The organism is Cryptosporangium sp. NPDC048952 (assembly GCF_043197895.1).
GTDB lineage: Bacteria > Actinomycetota > Actinomycetes > Mycobacteriales > Cryptosporangiaceae > Cryptosporangium.
The window spans coordinates 401,742-419,475 of record NZ_JBICTY010000003.1 but is presented as its reverse complement, the minus strand read 5'-3'; the positions used below and the strand labels follow the sequence as shown (position 1 = coordinate 419,475).

Here is a 17,734-nt window from a genome sequence, read left to right as displayed (position 1 = left end):
CGCGCTCGAAGTCAAGCTTCCCTCTTGCCGCGTCCGCCGGATTTCCACTACCGTTGAATTCAACAGCCGATGACTTCAGGAGGAGACATGGAACCGGCGATAGCGGTCGACGGCCTCGTCGTCGATCGCGGTAAGCGGCGGGTGCTGCACGGCGTCGGCTTCCTGGCGGCGCCGGGAAGCGTCGTCGGGCTGCTCGGGCCGAGCGGCTGCGGCAAGACGACACTCATGCGGTGCCTGGTGGGAGTCCAGAAAGTCCGGTCGGGCACGGTCACCGTGCTCGGCGAACCAGCAGGCAGCGCTCCCCTGCGTCGCCGGGTCGGGTACGTCACCCAGGCGCCCTCCGTCTACGGCGACCTGACCGTCCGGGAGAACGCCCGCTACTTCGCCGCCGTACTGGGCGTCTCGCCGGCGGAAGCCGACCGCGCGGTGAGCGACGTCGGTCTCTCCGACCACGCCGGTCAGCGGGTGGACGCGCTCTCCGGCGGCCAGCGCACCCGGGCATCGCTCGCGTGCGCGCTGGTGGGGCGGCCCGACGTGCTGGTGCTCGACGAACCGACGGTGGGCCTGGACCCGGTGTTGCGCAACGAACTCTGGCAGCGGTTCCACGAACTGGCCGCCGCGGGCACGGCCCTCGTGGTCTCCAGCCACGTGATGGACGAGGCCGGCCGCTGCGACCGGCTGCTGCTGATGCGCGAGGGCCGGTTCGTGGCCGACGACACCCCGGCCGCACTCCGCGCCGAGACCGGCACCGAAGACCTCGAGGAGGCGTTCCTCCGCCTGATCCGCTCCGCGTCGATGGAGGTGGCCTGAAATGTCCCCACGTGTCACCGCCGCCACGGCCCGGCGGGTGCTCACCCAGCTCCTGCGCGATCGCCGCACGGTCGCGATGCTGCTGATCGTCCCCAGCGTCCTGATGGTGCTGCTGCGATACGTCTTCAACAGCGACCAGCTGTTCGACCGGCTCGCTCCGGCGCTGCTCGGCGTCTTTCCGTTCATCATCATGTTCCTGGTCACCAGCGTCGCGATGCTGCGCGAGCGCACGAGCGGCACGCTGGAGCGCCTGCTCACCACCCCGCTGGGCAAGCTCGACCTGCTGCTCGGCTACGGGATCGCGTTCGCGCTCGCGGCCGCCGTCCAGGCCGCTGTCGCATGTGCCACTGCGTACTGGCTGCTCGGTCTCGAGACGCAGGGGCAGGTGTGGCTGGTCGTCGTGATCGCCGTCGCCGACGCGGTGCTGGGGATGGCGTTGGGGCTGTGGGTCAGCGCGTTCGCCCGCACCGAATTCCAGGCCGTGCAGTTCATGCCGGCGTTCGTCCTGCCCCAGCTGCTGCTCTGCGGGCTGTTCACGCCGCGCGAGGCGATGGCCGGGTGGCTCGAAGGCATCAGTAACGTGCTACCGATGAGTTATGCGGTGGACGCGCTCACCGAGGTCACCGCGAACACCGACATCACCGGCGTGCTGGTGCGCGACATCGTGATCGTGGGCGGTGCCGCGCTCGTCGCGCTGAGCCTGGCAGCCGCGACCCTGCGGCGCCGCACGGAGTAAGGAGCTGCATGCCACGAACCGGACGACGACCGGGCGGCGGATCGGGGACGCAGGAAGCGATCCTCGACGCCGCCCGCGCCGCGTTCAGCGAATCCGGCTACGACGGCGCGACGATCCGCGGCATCGCCGGGAAGGCCGGGGTCGACCCCGCGCTCGTGCATCACTACTACGGCACCAAGGAGCAGCTCTTCGTCGCGGCGATGGAGCTGCCGTTCGACCCCACCGTCATCCTGCCCGCGCTGCTCGAACCGGGGCTCGACGGCCTCGGCGAGCGGGTCGTCCGGATGCTGCTGGGAGTGTGGGACAGCGCGGGCGACAACAACCCGTTCGCGGCACTGCTGCGGAGCGCGATGACGTACGACCGGGCCGCGACGATGTTCCGCGAGTTCGCCAGCAGGGCGATCTTCGCCACGATCGTCGAAGCGATCGACGCCGACCGGCCGGAGCTGCGCACCGCCATGGTCGCGTCCCAGATGGCCGGCATCGTGATGACCCGCTACCTGCTCAAACTGCCCGCGATGGTGCAGGCCACTCCGGACGAACTCGTCGCGGGGATCGGCCCGACGCTGCAGCGGTACCTGACCGATCCGCTCGACCTGCCGGGCGGCTAGTGCGGGGCTAGGCTGCGGACATGCCGACGATCGCGCAGACCGAGCGCGCCGCCCTCGCTGACCTGTTCGAAGCCCTGGGCCCCGACGCCCCGACGCTCTGCGAGGGGTGGACCACCGCCGACCTCGCCGCGCACCTGGTCGTCCGCGAGCGGCGCCCGGACAGCCTGCCCGGCATTCGGCTCGGCGCGTTCGCCGGGTACACCGACCGCGTCCGCCTGGGCGCGCTGCGCTCCCGGGGCTACGAGCGCCTGATCGCCGAACTGCGCTCGGGCCCGCCGCTGCTGAGTCCATTCGGGCTCCCCGGTGTCGACGGGCTCGCCAACATGGGTGAGATGTTCGTCCACCACGAGGACGTGCGGCGGGCGCAGGACGGCTGGGAACCGCGTTCGTTGTCCCCCGAGTTCCAGAAAGCTCTCTGGCGGACGCTCGGCAGCGCGCGGTTGTTGCTGCGGTCGGCACCGGCGGGCGTGCGGTTGGTGTCACCGGGTCACGGTGAACGGATCGCGAAATCCGGGGAGCAGATGCTCAAGGTGTCGGGCGAGCCGGCTGAGCTCGTGATGTTCTGCTTCGGTCGTCAGGAACACACGCGGGTGACGATCGAGGGAGACGCCGAGGCAGCTGCGAAGCTGCGCGGTACCGACCTGGGTGTGTAAAGAAAACCTGAGTCACGTTAATAGGCACTGGTAACGTGCGTTTCTGGTACCGGCGACCCGGGGGGTTCGCCGGAGCCGAGGTTGCCGTCGGCGCGGGGATCAACTGCCGATCGCGGGCTCGCGGTTCGTCATGAGGAGAGGACCTTCAGATGCAACCCGGTGACCGTTCGCGGACGTCACTGGCCGGGTCCGACCCGTCGGGCCAGTCGGCCGAGGAGGTCGTCGACAACCTCTGGGCGGCCCTACAACGGAGCAAAGGACAGGAGTCTCGAGTGCCAGACGTCGACACGAGCGACCGGTCAGGCGACAGCGCCCGCACCACGCCGCCGGTGACGCCCGCCCAGCGCGGCCCCGGCGCGCCGGGCGGTAGCAGCGCACCGACCGGAGCCGGCCCGTCGTCCACCCCCGGCAGCACGTCGAGCGGATCGTCGACCTCTTCGGTCGGCAGCACGCCCAGTACGAACCCGACGTTCGGCACGGGGGCGAGCTCGGCCGGTTCGGGTGCCCCCGGTTCCGGCGTTCCGGGTGGTACCGGTGGTTCCGGTTCGTCGGGCGGCCCCGGGACTAGCGTGCCGGGTGCTGGTGGTCCTGGCACCGGCGCCCCCGGCGCAGGGGGCTCTGGCGCAGGCGGCCCTGGCGCAGGGGCTCCCGGGACGGCCGGGACGGGAACGGGTGCGGGTGACGGCACCGCTGGGTTGGTCCCGGCTGGACGGCCTGCTCCCGGTGGCGGCGCCCGCTCGGGCCTGAACGGCGGGCGCGATGCCGGTGGCGCCGCAGCCCGGCCGGACGTGCAGCCGCTGCTGGAAGCCGAGTACGCCGCGACCGTGCGGGAGCGGTGGTTCGGGGTGCAGTCGGCGTTCGTCGACGACCCCGAGAGCGCGGTGCGTGAGGCCAGCGTCGTGCTGGAGGACTCGATCGGTGAGATCGGTCGCGGCCTGGAGCGGCTCCGCCGCTCGGTGACCGACGCCGCCGAGGCCGCCGATGGTACCGAAGACCTCCGCGTGGCTCTCCTCCGCCACCGCGAGGTAATAGGCCGCCTGCTCCAGCTCTAGTCCTGCACGGCCCTCCCAGACCGAGGCTGACAGGCGAGCCCTGGGAGGGCTCCATGTCAGAGCGAACAGCGCCCTCCGCCTTCGGCGGGGGGCGCTGTTTGGTCGGGCTAGCGGACCGGGGTGCCTGCGGCTCGGAGAGTGTCTTTGACCTGGGGGATCGTCAGTTCGCCGAAGTGGAAGACGCTGGCGGCGAGAACCGCGTCGGCGCCCGCTGCGATCGCGGGCGGGAAGTGCTCGAGGGCTCCGGCACCCCCGGACGCGATCACCGGCACGTCCACGACCTTCCGTACCGCCGTGATCAACGGCAGGTCGTATCCGTCCTTCGTGCCGTCCCCGTCCATCGAGTTCAAGAGGATCTCACCGACCCCGAACTCCTGCCCCCGCGCCGCCCACTCGACCGCGTCGATGCCCGTCCCCCGCCGACCACCATGCGTGGTGACCTCGAACCCACTCGGCGTCGGCGGCCCGTCGACCACTCGCCTGGCGTCGACCGAAAGAACGACGCACTGGGAACCGAACCGTTCGGCAGCCTCCCGCAGGAGTTCCGGCCGCGCGATCGCGGCAGTGTTGATGCCGACCTTGTCGGCACCGGCACGCAGCAGCGCGTCGACGTCGTCGGTGGTGCGAACACCGCCACCCACCGTCAACGGGATGAACACGGTCTCGGCGGTGCGACGCACCACGTCGTACGTAGTCTCCCGACCGGACGAGGACGCGGTGATGTCGAGGAACGTCAACTCGTCGGCGCCGGCTGCGTCGTACGCGCGGGCCAGCTCCACCGGGTCACCGGCGTCCCGCAGACGGGTGAAGTTCACGCCTTTGACGACGCGTCCCTTGTCGACGTCCAGGCACGGAATGACCCGCACGGCCACCGTCATTTGACGGCGTCCAGAGCCTCCGGCAGCGTGAACGCCCCGGCGTACAGCGCCTTGCCGACGATCGCGCCCTCGACGCCCTGCGGCACGAGTGTCGCGAGCTCACGCAGGTCGTCCAGCGTGGACACACCGCCGGACGCGACCACCGGACGGTCGGTCGCCGCGCACACCGACTTCAGCAACTCGACGTTCGGGCCGGTCAGCGTGCCGTCGCGGCGCACGTCGGTGACGACGTACCGCGCGCAGCCCTCGGAGTCGAGGCGCGCCAGCACCTCGAACAGCTCGCCGCCGTCCTTGGTCCAGCCCCGCGCGGACAGCGTCGTGCCGCGGACGTCGAGGCCGACCGCGATGCGGTCACCGTGCTCGGCGATGGCCTTGGCGCACCACTCCGGGTCTTCCAGCGCGGCGGTACCGATGTTGACCCGCGTGCAGCCGGTCGCCAGGGCGGCGCGCAGGGAGGCGTCGTCGCGGATGCCGCCGGAGAGCTCGACCTTGACGTCGACCGCCTGTACGACCTGCGCCAGTTGCGCGGCGTTGGAGCCGCGGCCGAACGCCGCGTCGAGGTCGACGAGGTGGATCCACTCCGCGCCGTCGCGCTGCCAGGTGAGGGCGGCCTCCAGCGGGTCGCCGTAGGACGTCTCGCTGCCTGCCTCGCCCTGCACCAGCCGGACCGCCTGGCCGTCGGCGACGTCGACCGCGGGAAGCAGTTCGAGCCTTGTCATCTAGCGCACACTCCGGGAGTAATCGGTTCGGGTCAGGGCAAGCAGAACGGGCGTCAGCAGTAACGCCAGGATGGTTGCGCCGATGCGCAGCGCCAGCGAGTCGAGCGTGACCCAGACGACGAGCAGCAGCACGATCAGACCGGTCGCAATGGTCGCGAGCTGCGCGCGGTCGCGCCGCGCGGACACGCGGCCGGTGCGGCCCCGCCGAAACAGCCCGCGCCCGCCCGAGCCGCCGCGGCCACCCGTGCCGCGGCTGGAGCGGCCGGCGGAGCCGGTCGGGCCGCCGGCTCGGCCGGGGACGATTGCGCGGACCGCGCGGTAGGGGGCGGTGAGGATGGCCCGGCGGCGGGCGCGCCGCTCGGCTTCGAGCCGGAGGCGCTCCGCCTCGGCTTCCCGCGCGGCACGCGCCAGCGCCCGCGCCTTGCTCGTCATCGGATTCGCTCCGCGGCCGACCGCGAAGCGGTCCCCATCGGGTGCGCCATGACGCGTGCGAAGGGGACCGCTCGGGCGGCGGCCGCGGCGTGCACGGTGATCGTCATGGCAATGCTCGTACCCAGTTCGCGAGCACCGCAGCGCCCGCGTCACCGGACTTCTCCGGGTGGAACTGGGTAGCCGCGACCGCGTCGCGCTCGATCGCGGCCAGGAACGGCTCGTCGTGCGAGGCGGTGGTGAGCACCCCGTCGATGCCGGCGGCCGGTGCCGCGTACGAGTGGACGAAGTAGAACCGCTCGTCCTCCACCCCCTGGAAAAGGGCAGACCCGGCCCCCACCTCGATCGTGTTCCACCCCATGTGCGGAATCCGCTCGGCGGTCAGCCGCGTGACACCCCCGGGGAACACGCCCAACCCGTGGGTGCGAACCCCGTGCTCCACGCCGTAGTCGAACAGCACCTGCATGCCGACGCAGATCCCGAGCACCGGCCGGCCGTCGGCCACCCGCGAGTGGATGACGTCCTGCGCGCCCAGCTTCTCGATCCCGGCCATCACCGCCGCGAACGCACCGACACCCGGCACGACCAACCCGTCGGCCTCCGCAGCCGCCGAGAGATCCGGCGTCACCGTCACGTCGGCCCCGGCACGCTCCAGCGCCCGCTCGGCCGACCGCAGGTTGCCCGACCCGTAGTCCAGTACGACGACCCGGCGGCTCATCCGGACAACCGCCCCTTCGTCGACGGGACACCGCTCACCCGCGGGTCGAACGCCGTGGCGTCGCGCAATGCCCGTGCCACGGCCTTGAACTGCGACTCCGCGATGTGGTGCGGGTCGCGTCCGGACCGGACGAGCACGTGCAGCGCGATCGACGCGTTGTGTGTGAACGCTTCCCAGATGTGCCGGACCAGCGTGCCCGGGAAGGCGGGGCCGATCATGGCCACCTCCATCACCGCGGGCTCCTCGTGCACGAGATAGGGACGCCCGGCCAGGTCGACCGCCACCTGGACCAGCGCCTCGTCGAGCGGCACCAGCGCGTCACCGAACCGGCGGATGCCCGCCTTGTCGCCCAGCGCCTGGTTGAACGCCTGCCCGAGCGCGATCGCGGTGTCCTCCACCGTGTGATGCGCGTCGATGTGCAGGTCGCCGACGGTCTGCACGGTGAGGTCGAACCCGCCGTGCTTGCCGAGCTGGTTGAGCATGTGGTCGTAGAAGCCGACGCCGGTGGAGATGTCGCACTTCCCCGACCCGTCGAGGTCGACCTCGACGAGTACCTTCGACTCGCCGGTCGCCCGCTCGATCCGCCCGGTGCGGCTCATGCTGTTTCGTGTCCTTTCGAGGGAAGCGCAGCGTCCAACGCTGCCAGGAACGCGTCGGTCTCGTCCGGTGTGCCCGCGGTGACCCGCAGGTAGCCGGGCAGGCCGACGTCACGGATGAGGACGCCCTGGTCGAGCACGCGCTGCCAGACCGCTTTCTGGTCGCCGAGCCCGCCGAACATCACGAAGTTCGCGTCGCTGGGGACGACGTCGAGGCCCCGTTCGCGCAGCGACGAGACGATGCGGTCGCGCTGCTCCTTGATGGCCTCCACAGTGGCGAGCAACACGTCGGTGTGCGCCAGCGCGGCACGAGCGGTGGCCTGGGTGATCGACGACAGGTGGTACGGCAACCGCACCAGCCGGATCGCGTCGATCACCGCCGGGTCGGCTGCCAAGTAACCGAGCCGCGCCCCGGCCAGCGCGAACGCCTTGCTCATCGTCCGGGTGACGACCAACCGGTGGCTCGCGCGGAGCAGCGTCAGCGCGCTCGGCGTGCCTTCGCGCCGGAACTCCGCGTAGGCCTCGTCGACGACGACCATGCCGCGGGCCGCATCCAGCACGGCTTCGACGACGTCGAGCCCCAGCGCGGTGCCGGTCGGGTTGTTCGGCGAGCAGAGGAACACGATGTCGGGATCGTGCTTCCGCACGTCGGCGGCGGCCTGCTCGGCGTCGACCGAGAAGTCGGCGTTGCGCCGGCCGTCGATCCACGCGGTGCCGGTGCCGAGGCTCAGGATCGGGTGCATCGAATACGCGGGCGTGAAGCCCAGGGCGGTGCGCCCGGGACCACCGAAGACCTGCAGCAACTGCTGCAGCACCTCGTTCGAGCCGTTCGCCGCCCACAGGTTGTGCACGGTGAGGCCGTGGCCGACGTACCGCGCCAGCTCCTCGCGCAGCGCCGTGGCCTCCCGGTCGGGGTACCGGTTGAGACCGGCGGCCTCGGCGCGCACCGCGGCCACGATGGCCTCGACGACGGCGTCCGGCACCGGGTAGGAGTTTTCGTTGGTGTTCAACGCGACGGGGACGTCGAGTTGCGGAGCGCCGTAGGGCTCGCTGCCCTTCAACTCGTCGCGGATCGGGAGATCGGCGAGCGTCACCGTGCGATCCGCCCACCGCCCGTCCGGGCCGGGAGCGGTCACTGGGGGAACCTCGCTCGGACGGCGGCGCCGTGGGCCGGGAGGTCCTCCGCGTCGGCGAGCGTGGTGACGTAGTCGGCCACGTCGCGCAGCGCTTCCTCGGTGTACTCCACGACGTGGACACCGCGCAGGAACGTCTGCACCGACAACCCGGACGAGTGCCGCGCGCAGCCGCCGGTGGGCAGCACGTGGTTGGACCCGGCGCAGTAGTCGCCGAGCGACACCGGCGACCACGCCCCGACGAAGATCGCGCCCGCGTTGCGGACCCGCGCGGCCACTTCACGGGCGTCGGCGGTCTGGATCTCCAGGTGCTCGGCGGCGTAGGCGTCGACGACCCGCAGGCCCTGCTCCAGGTCGTCCACCAGGACCACGCCGGACTGCGGGCCGGCCAGCGCGGTGCGGACCCGCTCGACGTGCTTGGTGGCGGCCACCTGCCGGACCACCTCGGCGTCGACCGCGTCGGCCAGCTCGGTGGACGCGGTGACCAGCACCGACGCGGCGGCCGGGTCGTGCTCGGCCTGGCTGATCAGGTCGGCGGCGACGTGCACCGGGTCGGCGGTGTCGTCGGCCAGCACGGCGATCTCGGTGGTGCCCGCCTCGGAGTCGATGCCGATCACGCCGCGCAGAAGCCGCTTGGCCGCGGTGACGTAGATGTTGCCGGGGCCGGTGACGATGTCGACCGGCTCGACGGGACCCGCCCCGTCACCGGCGCCCGCCAGGCCGTAGGCGAAGACCGCGATCGCCTGGGCGCCGCCGACCGCATAGACCTCGTCGACGCCGAGCAGCGCGCACGCCGCCAGGATCGTCGGGTGCGGCAGGCCGCCGAACTCCTTCTGCGGGGGTGAGGCGACGGCAAGCGACGCGACACCGGCCTCCTGCGCCGGCACCACGTTCATCACGACGCTGGACGGATACACGGCCAGCCCGCCGGGGACGTAGAGCCCCACGCGCCCCACGGGCACGAACCGTTCGGTGACCGTGCCGCCGGGCACGACCCGCGTGGTGACATCGGTGCGCCGCTGATCCGCGTGGACGAGACGGGCGCGGCGAATCGACTCGGCCAGCGCCGCCCGGACCCCTGCGTCGAGATTCGCTTCGGCCGCAGCGATCGCCTCGGCCGGCACCCGGACGCCGGTGGCCTCGACACCGTCGAACCGACGGGTCGCGTCGAGGACGGCCGGGAGACCCTGGCGATGAATCGACTCCACCACCGGACGGACCCGTTCCACGGCGGAGTCCACGTCAAGGGCGGCGCGGGGCAGTACTCCCCGCAGGTCGGCGGTGCTGCGCTCGGCAGCGATCCCGCGGAGGTCGATTCGGGTCAGCACGGGTAAGAGTCTACGGAGCGGCCCGACAGGATTTGCCCCGCGGTGACGCGCTCAACGATGGGCTCTACCCGATTCAAAATGTGGTAACCGACGCAGCGTACGGTTTCAGCGCGCACGCTCGCGGTTGCGCTCCTACGCTGAAGACGTGGCCGAGATCATCCCGCTGTTTCCGCTCGGCACCGTCCTGTTCCCGGGAGTGGTGCTCCCGCTACACATCTTCGAGCCGCGGTACCGGGCGTTGATCCGCGACCTGATGGCCGCCGAGCCTGATTCCCGCCAGTTCGGGGTGTGCGCAATACGGCAGGGCTGGGAGGTCGGTGAGGACGCCGTGACCGCCCTCTACGAGGTGGGGTGCACGGCGGAGCTCCGGCAGGTCCATCCCTACCGGGACGGGCGGATGGACGTGGTCACTGTCGGACGGAACCGGTTCCGCCTGCTGGAGGTCCTCCCGGCCGGCGCCGACGTGCCCTACCTGCGCGCACGGATCGAACGGCTGCCGGAGTTCGACGCCGACGTCTCGGCGAACGAGGAGGCCGAGGTACTGGCCGGCGGGGTGCGCGAGGTGTTCGCCCGGTGCCGGACGCTGCTGCACGCGACGCTGCGCGCCGGGGAGCAGGCCGCGGGCGACGACAGCCGTCCCGTGCTGCCGGCGCTGCCGCTGCCCAGCGACCCGTCGATGCTGTCCTACCTGGTGGGGTCGGCCGCACCGCTCACGCTCGACGACCAGCAGAGCCTGCTCGCGATCGACGAGCCGGTCAGCCGGTTGCGCCGTGAACTGCGGCTGTTGAAGCGGGAGGCGACGATGCTGTCCCGGCTGCGTGCCGTGCCGGTGCCGTTGGCGGAGCTGCAGGTCGTGCAGTCCCCCAACTGAAGGCTCACTGGTCCGGCGGGCGGGCTCCCCAGTGGCGTCCGTGGGCGCGGTTGAGCGTCGGATCGGCTTTCAGGTCGGGATAGCGTGACCACGCGGCGACCAGCACGTACCCGAGCACCGCGACGAGCGGCTCGAGGAACAGCAGGCCCCGGGCGTCCAGCTCCACGGGCATGGAGAACTCGCGGCCCGGCGCGGCGGTCTGCAGCAGGGACTCGTACTCCTCCTGCCCGATCCAGACGCCGAACTTCCAGCTGACGAATGCGGCCGCCAGGCAGCCCGCGGCCAGCCCGAGCAGGAGGATCGGCCCGCGACGCCGGCGGATCAGGTACGCGATCGGGCCGGAGATCAGCCCGACCGCGAGCGCGAGCCCGCCGAACGTCGCCTGCTGGCCGACCGACGATTCGCCGTAGTACTCGGCGAGGATCGGCCCGTTCGCGGTCATCAGGACCGGAACGTGCGGCCCGATCCAGGACCACAGCGCGCCGGTGCCCAGGCCGGTGGCGGCGACCACGACCCCGAGGATCACGGCCGCGAGAACGTCGCGCCACGCGATCGACGCGCGCAGGCCCGCCCAGAGGGCGGCGGGCGAGAGCGCCACCGGGTCCTCCGGCTCGTCTTCGGCCCCGTGCCGACGACGCACCGGCACCAGCTCGGCACCGCTCCCGGTGTTCGGCCCGCCGGCGGCGCTCGGCCCGCTCCCGGCGTTGGGGCTGCCAGCGGCGCTGGGGCCGCTCCCGGCGCTGGGGCCGCCAGCGGCGCTCGGGCCGCCAGCGGCGCTCGGGCCGCTTCCGGTGTTGGGGCCGATGAGGTAGCGGCCTGCCCCGGGCTCCGGGGCGCCACCGATCGTGTTCGGATGCGCGGAGCCGGGCGGCGGCGCGGGCGGCGGCGTCACGCCGTCCGACGGCCTCGGCGATTCCTGGCGCACACGTCAACCATAGTGCTCATCGTCCCCAACCCTGGACGAGGGCGGCGGACGCATCCAACCAGGCCCGACGAGTGGCGTCGGCGATCTTCGAGAACGCGATGGTCGACCCGGACTCCAGCGCCGGGTCGTAGGGGATCACGGCGACCGCCCGCGTGCGCTGCGCGAAGTGCTCGACAAGCTCCTCCAGCAGCGGCGAACGGACCGGGCTGGGGCAGCTCAGCACCGTCACGGCATCCGCGACGAGGTCGGCGTGGCCGTCCTCCTCCAGCAGGTCGAGCATCCAGTCGGCGGTGAACGCGGCATCCTCGCGCGGCAAGGTCGTGACCACCATCCGGTCGCTCTGCTGGATGACGGTCTTCCAGTTCGCGCTCTCGACGTTGTTGCCGGTGTCGACGCACACGATGTCGTACGCGCTGGTGAGCAGCCTCATCAGCCGCTGCACGACGTCGGGATTGAGGTGCCTGGCCACCCGCGGGTCCTCGTCGCCGGCCAGGACGTCGAACGAGCCGTCGGAGGAGTGCCGGAGGTAGTTCTCCAGCACGTCCTGGATCGGCTGACCCGACGTGACCGCCGATTCGACGCCGGGCAGGTCGCCGATCAGGTGCTTGATCGTCCGGGCGTGCCGGGCGGTGCCCGCGCGCAGGCCGAGCGTGCCGCGTAACTCGTTGTCGTCCCAGGCCAGCACCCCGCCGCCGCGCACGCTGCCGAGTGTCGCGGCGGCCAGGACAGTGGCGGTGGTCTTGTGGACGCCACCCTTCGGGTTGACGAACGCCACCGCTTTCGGCCTACCGACGTGGGCCCGGATCACTTCGAGTGCCTGCGGGATCGGCACCGTGCCCACGAGCGCCGCGGGCAACGGGGGTGCGGCCGGCTGCACGGGCGGTGGGGGCATCTCTCCGACTCGCTGCGGTGGTGGCACCAGCGTCGGCGCGAGGGGCGGTGGCACGAGCGGGGGTGCGAGCGGCTGCGCGACGCCCATCGGACGCGGACGACTCCGCGACCGGCCGAGCAACGCACGCCAACGCCTGACCGCTTCGCCCCGGTCGGCGGGCTCACTGGGCCCCACCGGCACCTCCCCGTTCGGACGCCACTGCGATCAGCTCACCGCAAGACTACGTATCTTCTGCCTCGTTGTGCTCGTCAGTCGCGATCTGATTCGGTCATCCGGCCAGATCCGCCGTGTACGGGAACGACTTCACGAACGGATATTCCACGGTGTTCGACAGGTCGTGCAGCTCACGGCTACCCGGGAGCCGCGTGTAGCCGAGCCGGGCGTAGAACCGGTGGGCGTCGGCGAACCGGGTGTCGGTCCACAGCTCGAGCTTCCGGACGCCCCGGTGCACGGCTTCGTCCTCCACCAGCGAGGTGAGCACCTCACCGAGCCCGTGCCGACGCGCGACCGCACCGACGTAGAGGCTCTTGAGCTCCGCGGCGTCGTCGGGCCCCGGGCGGAACGCGACCGAGCCGACGACCGCGCCGCTGAGCTCCGCCACCCACATCCGGCCGCCATTCGTCGCGTAGTAGGCGCCGGGTGCCCGCAGCCACGGCTCCTCGCCGTCGATGTCGAGCACGCAGCCGGGGTACTCGCCCCAGGTGGTGCCGATCAACTCGATCAGCCCGGCCGAATCGGCGTCGGTGACCGGACGGATCAGCGGAAGCACCTTGCGCATCTCGACGTGCCGGATGCCGGCCTCCTCGAACTCCGGCCCGACGGCCGAGTAACCGGCCCTCTCGTAGAACCCGGCGGCGTGCAGCTGCGCGTGCAGCACGATCTCCGGGTTGCCCCGGCGCATCGCGGCCCGCTCCAGCCCGCGGAGCACCGCGGTACCGACGCCGCCGCGCCTGGCCTCGGCGCGCACCGCCATTCGCCCGACGCGGCCGGGTGCCGGTGGCTCCCCGACGAGCCGCCCGGTGCCGACCAGCCGCGGCTCGGCCCCCGCCGGTGCCTCCGGATCGACCTCGTAGGCGCCGATGTGCACCGCTGTCGCGTCGAGCTCGTCGCGCTCGATCTCGACCGGCACCGACTGCCCGACGACGAACACGTCGTGACGCAGCGCGAACACAGCAGGCAGAGCCGCACCGGCCGCCTCCGTCACCCAGAGTGAGCCCTGATGGGTCTTCATGTGCATGCTGGAAAGCCTTTCGTGCGGAACAACGTTCGGATCGGGGTCTCTGCCGTCGGGTCGGGCCGGCTCAGCCGGCGGCCGTCGGAGACGGCGTCGTGCTCGGGCCGGCTGAATTATCGGACGGCGGACCGACAGTTCCGGACTGCTCGGGCAGCAACGGCGCGAACGCCGCCCGATCCAACCGGGTGACCTCGGGCGCCGCGTCGACCACCCGGATTCCCGGCCGCTGCGCCAGCGCGCGCAGCCGGTCGGGCGTCGCGCGGACCACCGCCGCGTACACGCACGCGCACAGCTGCCGATAGGCGGCCGCCTCGCGGCGCTGGAGGTCGGCCGCCGACGTGTAGACCGTTGCCAGGTCGGCCGTCGCGGCGGACTTCGCGGCGCTGGTGGCGTCCGCCGCGGCACGCTCCTTCTCCGACGCGACCCGGTTCATGCCGGCCGGCACGTCCACCGCCAACCGGTCGACGACCAGCGTCACCAGTTGGGTCTGGACGCCCGGGAGCGGCACCCGGGCCACCACCCGGTTCACCGGATAGCCGTCGAACAGCGCCGGTAGGGCATCCGGGCGCTGATAGTCGGCCAGCCCCACCAGCGCCCAGACCGGCGCACCGGCGGACAGCCCGGCGAGCTCCGCGGACGCCGCCGAGCGGTACGCGTCGACCTGTTGGCCGTCCGCCGGTCCGACGCGCGGCACGTTCCCGACCGTGTCGTCGACCGGCGCCGTCCGGGTTCCCGCCCGATAGGCGACGACGACCAGCGCGACGACGAGGACCAGGGTGACCAGCGCGGTCCACGACCGGGACAGCCGACGCGCCCCGCGCCCCAGCCGGGCCAGGACGGTTCTCACGACTCCGCGCGGACCGTGTCCAGTGCCGCCTGCAGGTCGGCCGGGTACTCGCTGGTGAACTCGACCCACTCGCCGGTGTCGGGGTGGTCGAAGCCGAGGCGCATCGCGTGCAGCCACTGCCTGGTGAGCCCGAGCCGCGCGGCCAGCGTGGGGTCGGCGCCGTACGTCAGGTCACCGACGCAGGGGTGCCGCAGCGCGGAGAAGTGCACGCGGATCTGGTGGGTGCGGCCGGTCTCCAGCGTCACTTCCAGCAGCGACGCCGCTCGGAACGCCTCGATCGTGTCGTAGTGCGTGACGCTCGGCTTGCCGCCGGCCACCACGGCGAACCGCCAGTCCGACGACGGGTGCCGGTCGATCGGCGCGTCGATCGTGCCGCGGCTCGGATCGGGGTGGCCCTGCACCAGCGCGTGGTAGACCTTGCTGACCTCGCGCTCCTTGAAGGCGCGCTTGAGCAGCGTGTACGCGCGCTCGCTGGTGGCCAGAACCATCAGCCCGGTGGTGCCGGCGTCGAGCCGGTGCACGACGCCCTGCCGCTCGGCGGCGCCGGACGTCGAGATGCGGTAGCCCATGGCCGCGACCCCACCGACGACGGTGGGCCCGGTCCAGCCGGGGCTCGGGTGGGCCGCCACGCCGACCGGCTTGTCGACGACGACGATGTGGTCGTCGGAGTACACGACGCGCAGACCGGGCACCGGCTCCGGATTGGCCGTCGGGGGCGCCGGCGGGGCGGGCAGCGTGACGTCGAGCCACGCGCCCCCCGACACCCGGTCGGACTTCCCGGCCGGGGCGCCGTCGAGATACACGTCGCCGGCCTCGATCACGCCGGCGGCCACGGTGCGCGAGAGGCCGAACAGGCGGGCCAGCGCAGCGTCCAGGCGCATTCCCTCCAGTCCGTCGGGGACCGGAAGGGTACGGTGCTCGCCGCGGACGACTTCAGTCATCCCTCAATTGTGCCCGCCCGCCCCGCGCGCCGGGTCAGCGGCGTTCCTCGATCTGCTTGCAGCTCACGCACAGGGTGACGCTGGGGAACGCCTCGAGCCGGGCGGTGGGGATCGGGTTGCCGCACCGCTCGCACGAGCCGTACTTGCCCTCCGCCAGCCGTGCCAGCGCGTGCTCCACCTGCTGGACGCGTTCCCGCAGACCGTGGACGAGCGACAGCTCCTGCTCGCGCTCGAACGTCTTGGTGCCCGTGTCGGCCTGGTCGTCGCCGGCCCCGTCGGCCACCCGGCTGCGCTGCAGATCGGTGAGGACGACGACAGCCTCGTCGTACTCGGTGGTCAGCTCGTGCAGCCGTGCTTCGAGGACGCTTTGCAGCTCCTCGTGCCGGGGATCCACCGACTTCGCGGACCCGGCCTTCGCGCGGGCGCGCGGGGCCTCCGCAGTCGTGCCGCCCGTTGGTGTGCTGCCCGTTGGTGTGCTGCCCGTCGCCGCGGTGCGCGTCGTCCGGCGCGTGCCGGTCTTCGCTGCCACCCGACGCGAGGTCTCTTTCGTGGCCTTCACCTGCTCGGCCATACGCGGCCACCTCCGCCCAGGTTCGCCGTGCCTAGCCGGCGGTTGGTCAGAGCGCTCAGGATACGTAGCCGATGCCCGCCCGACAATGCGACGCGCACCAATGCTGACGCCGTACACGCTCGTGTCCGGCACAGTCTCCGTCAGTCCGGGTCTGTGCGCACAGTGAGTCTTCTCTCACATACCGTGTCGGTCGGACTTCTCAAACCTGACGTGGGTTCGGCAAAGCCTCAGCTGTGGCGCAGAGCGGTGAGCCGCGCCGCGGCGTCGGCGGGGGCCGGGTCGAGCGCGATCAGCTTGTCCCGGCTCGTGCGGCCGGCGAGGAGGGTGGCGTGCGATGCGCGGACGCCGAAGGCCGCTGCCACGGCGTCCAGGACGGCCTCGGTGGCCTTGCCCTCGACCGCGCGGGCGGTGACCGCGACGACCAGGGCCGGACCGTGGGGGCCGTCGTGGGTGCCGCCCACGCGGGGGCGGGAGGCGCCGGGTTTCACTCGGACGGGGATGACGAAGCGATCGGGGTCTGGTTGACGCTGCGTCACCGGCGGAGGGCGACGAGGAGTCGAGTTGCCGCCGCACAGCGGCTACAGGGAGTGAAGCCGAGGTCGATCGCGGTGCCGGCGTTCAGTTCGATGGTCGTGCGGCCTTCGAGCTGGGGGCAGGCGTGCAGGTGGTAGCGCGGGCGCCCGTCGACGACGAGGACCGGTTCCTCCGCGCCGGCGAGCTTCTTCTTCTCCGAGGAGAGCAGCAGCTCGGCGGCCGGCTCCGGATCGGAGTCGTCCCCCGTAGGACTGGGCAACCCACTCCCCGCCGCGCCGACTCCCGCCGCCGACCTAGCCCCCGACGACCCCGCGCCCGACCCCGCTCCGGCGTCCGGCGCACCGGGGTTCTGACGTGATGCCGCGCTCGGCGCGGCCGGGCTCTGCGCGGACGTCCCCTGCGCGGACGTCCCCTGCGCGGACGTGCTCTGTGGGGGCGAACTCTGGGCTCCGAAGCCCGACGATTCGTCCGCCCGCGACGACGCCGAATACTGCTCAGAGGCCGACGCCGACTCGTCCGCCGCACCACCACCGAACCAACGCGATTCCGCCGCCGCGCGCGCGGTACCCCCGTGGCTTTCCGCCTGCTCAGTAGGCAGAGTCATCGCCTCGGTAACCGGCTCCGCCTCCCCAGCCGTCTCCGGCCACCACTCCCCCGCCCGCCCAGCGTCCGCCTCGGCCCGGCGGCCGGCCTCGGCACGACGGTCGCCTTCCGCACCCCGCCCGGCCCCCGCCCGACGCTCGGCCTCCGCCGCGCGCTCGGCCTCCGCCCGGCGAGAAGACTCTGCCTGGCGGGAAGACTCTGCCTGGCGGCCCCCGCCTGCGCTGCGACTCGCGTCCGCTGCGCGCTCCGCATCAGCCCATCGGCCCGCCTCGGCCCGACGATCCGCCTCGGCCCGACGATCCGCCTCGGCCCGACGATCCGCGTCCGCACGCCACTGTGCGTCGGCACGCCGATCGGCTTCGCGGCGCTCCACGTCCCGAAGGCGATCCGCCTCCGCACGGCGATCCGCTTCCGCACGACGCTCGGCGTCAGCACGGCGGTCCGACTCGGTCCGGCGAGTGGCGTCAGCGTGACGGTCGGCGCCGGCACGGCGATCCGACTCCGCGCGACGATCCGCGTCCGGACGGCGGTCCGACTCCGCGCGACGCTCGGCGTCCGCACGGCGATCCGACTCCGCGCGACGATCCGCGTCCGGACGGCGGTCCGACTCCGCGCGACGCTCGGCGTCCGCACGGCGATCCGACTCCGCGCGG

At 72.4% G+C, this 17,734-nt stretch carries 23 protein-coding genes; 7 read left to right on the top strand and 16 right to left on the bottom strand.

The annotated features are described in order from the left end of the window. Positions 1-87 precede the first annotated feature (87 nt). From ACGFY5_RS17995 to ACGFY5_RS17980, 4 genes are read left to right on the top strand one after another with little or no spacing between them, the layout of a single operon-like run. On the top strand, positions 88-810 hold the full coding sequence (locus ACGFY5_RS17995; protein WP_392721108.1) for an ABC transporter ATP-binding protein: 723 nt from the start codon (positions 88-90) through the stop codon (positions 808-810). 1 nt (position 811) lies between these two features. Further along, positions 812-1,546, top strand: coding sequence for an ABC transporter permease (locus ACGFY5_RS17990; RefSeq protein WP_392721106.1), 735 nt, complete (start codon positions 812-814; stop codon positions 1,544-1,546). 8 nt (positions 1,547-1,554) lie between these two features. Continuing rightward, positions 1,555-2,157 (top strand): TetR family transcriptional regulator, encoded by a 603-nt coding sequence (locus tag ACGFY5_RS17985; RefSeq protein WP_392721104.1) that lies wholly within the window; start codon positions 1,555-1,557, stop codon positions 2,155-2,157. 20 nt (positions 2,158-2,177) lie between these two features. Further along, positions 2,178-2,810: a TIGR03085 family metal-binding protein gene (locus tag ACGFY5_RS17980; protein WP_392721102.1), complete on the top strand. Its 633-nt coding sequence runs from the start codon at positions 2,178-2,180 to the stop codon at positions 2,808-2,810. A gap of 145 nt (positions 2,811-2,955) precedes the next feature. Here the strand turns inward: ACGFY5_RS17980 and ACGFY5_RS17975 are convergent, their stop codons facing one another. Beyond that, on the bottom strand, positions 2,956-3,288 hold the full coding sequence (locus tag ACGFY5_RS17975; protein WP_392721100.1) for a hypothetical protein: 333 nt from the start codon (positions 3,286-3,288) through the stop codon (positions 2,956-2,958). 310 nt (positions 3,289-3,598) lie between these two features. Here ACGFY5_RS17975 and ACGFY5_RS17970 point away from each other — a divergent pair, with 310 nt between their 5' ends. After that, positions 3,599-3,862, top strand: coding sequence for a hypothetical protein (locus ACGFY5_RS17970; RefSeq protein ID WP_392721098.1), 264 nt, complete (start codon positions 3,599-3,601; stop codon positions 3,860-3,862). Positions 3,863-3,969: 107 nt separating this feature from the next. Here ACGFY5_RS17970 and hisF read toward each other — a convergent pair whose 3' ends face one another. From hisF to hisD, 7 genes are all read right to left on the bottom strand, one after another. Further along, a complete protein-coding gene (gene hisF, locus ACGFY5_RS17965; RefSeq protein WP_392721096.1) occupies positions 3,970-4,740 on the bottom strand; it encodes an imidazole glycerol phosphate synthase subunit HisF in 771 nt (256 codons plus the stop codon). Further along, complete coding sequence (gene priA, locus ACGFY5_RS17960; RefSeq protein ID WP_392721094.1) at positions 4,737-5,459, bottom strand: bifunctional 1-(5-phosphoribosyl)-5-((5-phosphoribosylamino)methylideneamino)imidazole-4-carboxamide isomerase/phosphoribosylanthranilate isomerase PriA; 723 nt, start codon at positions 5,457-5,459, stop codon at positions 4,737-4,739. The genes hisF and priA overlap by 4 nt, the downstream gene beginning before the upstream one ends. Then, complete coding sequence (locus ACGFY5_RS17955; protein WP_392721093.1) at positions 5,460-5,891, bottom strand: hypothetical protein; 432 nt, start codon at positions 5,889-5,891, stop codon at positions 5,460-5,462. Positions 5,892-5,994: 103 nt separating this feature from the next. Then, positions 5,995-6,606, bottom strand: coding sequence for an imidazole glycerol phosphate synthase subunit HisH (gene hisH / locus ACGFY5_RS17950; RefSeq protein ID WP_392721091.1), 612 nt, complete (start codon positions 6,604-6,606; stop codon positions 5,995-5,997). Beyond that, the gene (hisB, locus tag ACGFY5_RS17945; RefSeq protein ID WP_392721089.1) at positions 6,603-7,205 is read right to left on the bottom strand and encodes an imidazoleglycerol-phosphate dehydratase HisB; all 603 of its coding nucleotides are present in this window, start codon (positions 7,203-7,205) and stop codon (positions 6,603-6,605) included. Before hisB ends, hisH begins: the two co-directional genes overlap by 4 nt. Further along, positions 7,202-8,296 (bottom strand): histidinol-phosphate transaminase, encoded by a 1,095-nt coding sequence (locus ACGFY5_RS17940; protein WP_392722511.1) that lies wholly within the window; start codon positions 8,294-8,296, stop codon positions 7,202-7,204. The genes hisB and ACGFY5_RS17940 overlap by 4 nt, the downstream gene beginning before the upstream one ends. A 38-nt stretch (positions 8,297-8,334) precedes the next feature. Next, positions 8,335-9,663, bottom strand: a complete 1,329-nt coding sequence (hisD, locus tag ACGFY5_RS17935; protein ID WP_392721087.1) for a histidinol dehydrogenase — start codon at positions 9,661-9,663, stop codon at positions 8,335-8,337. Between the two features lie 145 nt (positions 9,664-9,808). On the opposite strand from hisD, the gene ACGFY5_RS17930 reads away from it, so the two are divergent. Continuing rightward, positions 9,809-10,534 (top strand): LON peptidase substrate-binding domain-containing protein, encoded by a 726-nt coding sequence (locus ACGFY5_RS17930; protein ID WP_392721086.1) that lies wholly within the window; start codon positions 9,809-9,811, stop codon positions 10,532-10,534. A gap of 4 nt (positions 10,535-10,538) precedes the next feature. Here ACGFY5_RS17930 and ACGFY5_RS17925 read toward each other — a convergent pair whose 3' ends face one another. From ACGFY5_RS17925 to ACGFY5_RS17890, 8 genes are all read right to left on the bottom strand, one after another. Further along, a complete protein-coding gene (locus ACGFY5_RS17925; RefSeq protein WP_392721084.1) occupies positions 10,539-11,459 on the bottom strand; it encodes a DUF2567 domain-containing protein in 921 nt (306 codons plus the stop codon). A 16-nt stretch (positions 11,460-11,475) separates the two neighbouring features. Then, a complete protein-coding gene (locus ACGFY5_RS17920; protein WP_392721083.1) occupies positions 11,476-12,525 on the bottom strand; it encodes a MinD/ParA family protein in 1,050 nt (349 codons plus the stop codon). Positions 12,526-12,619: 94 nt separating this feature from the next. Beyond that, positions 12,620-13,588, bottom strand: a complete 969-nt coding sequence (locus ACGFY5_RS17915) for a GNAT family N-acetyltransferase (protein WP_392721081.1) — start codon at positions 13,586-13,588, stop codon at positions 12,620-12,622. Between the two features lie 64 nt (positions 13,589-13,652). Continuing rightward, positions 13,653-14,432: a hypothetical protein gene (locus tag ACGFY5_RS17910; protein WP_392721079.1), complete on the bottom strand. Its 780-nt coding sequence runs from the start codon at positions 14,430-14,432 to the stop codon at positions 13,653-13,655. Beyond that, positions 14,429-15,373: an RluA family pseudouridine synthase gene (locus tag ACGFY5_RS17905; protein WP_392721078.1), complete on the bottom strand. Its 945-nt coding sequence runs from the start codon at positions 15,371-15,373 to the stop codon at positions 14,429-14,431. The genes ACGFY5_RS17910 and ACGFY5_RS17905 overlap by 4 nt, the downstream gene beginning before the upstream one ends. Positions 15,374-15,407: 34 nt before the next feature. Next, positions 15,408-15,944, bottom strand: a complete 537-nt coding sequence (locus ACGFY5_RS17900) for a TraR/DksA family transcriptional regulator (protein ID WP_392721076.1) — start codon at positions 15,942-15,944, stop codon at positions 15,408-15,410. A 227-nt stretch (positions 15,945-16,171) separates the two neighbouring features. Next, positions 16,172-16,480 (bottom strand): DUF167 domain-containing protein, encoded by a 309-nt coding sequence (locus ACGFY5_RS17895; protein ID WP_392721074.1) that lies wholly within the window; start codon positions 16,478-16,480, stop codon positions 16,172-16,174. Next, the gene (locus ACGFY5_RS17890) at positions 16,477-16,737 is read right to left on the bottom strand and encodes a hypothetical protein (RefSeq protein WP_392721073.1); all 261 of its coding nucleotides are present in this window, start codon (positions 16,735-16,737) and stop codon (positions 16,477-16,479) included. Before ACGFY5_RS17890 ends, ACGFY5_RS17895 begins: the two co-directional genes overlap by 4 nt. A gap of 312 nt (positions 16,738-17,049) precedes the next feature. Between ACGFY5_RS17890 and ACGFY5_RS17885 the strand changes: the two genes are divergently transcribed. Continuing rightward, on the top strand, positions 17,050-17,734 hold a 685-nt coding region (locus ACGFY5_RS17885; protein WP_392721071.1), incomplete at its 3' end, for a hypothetical protein.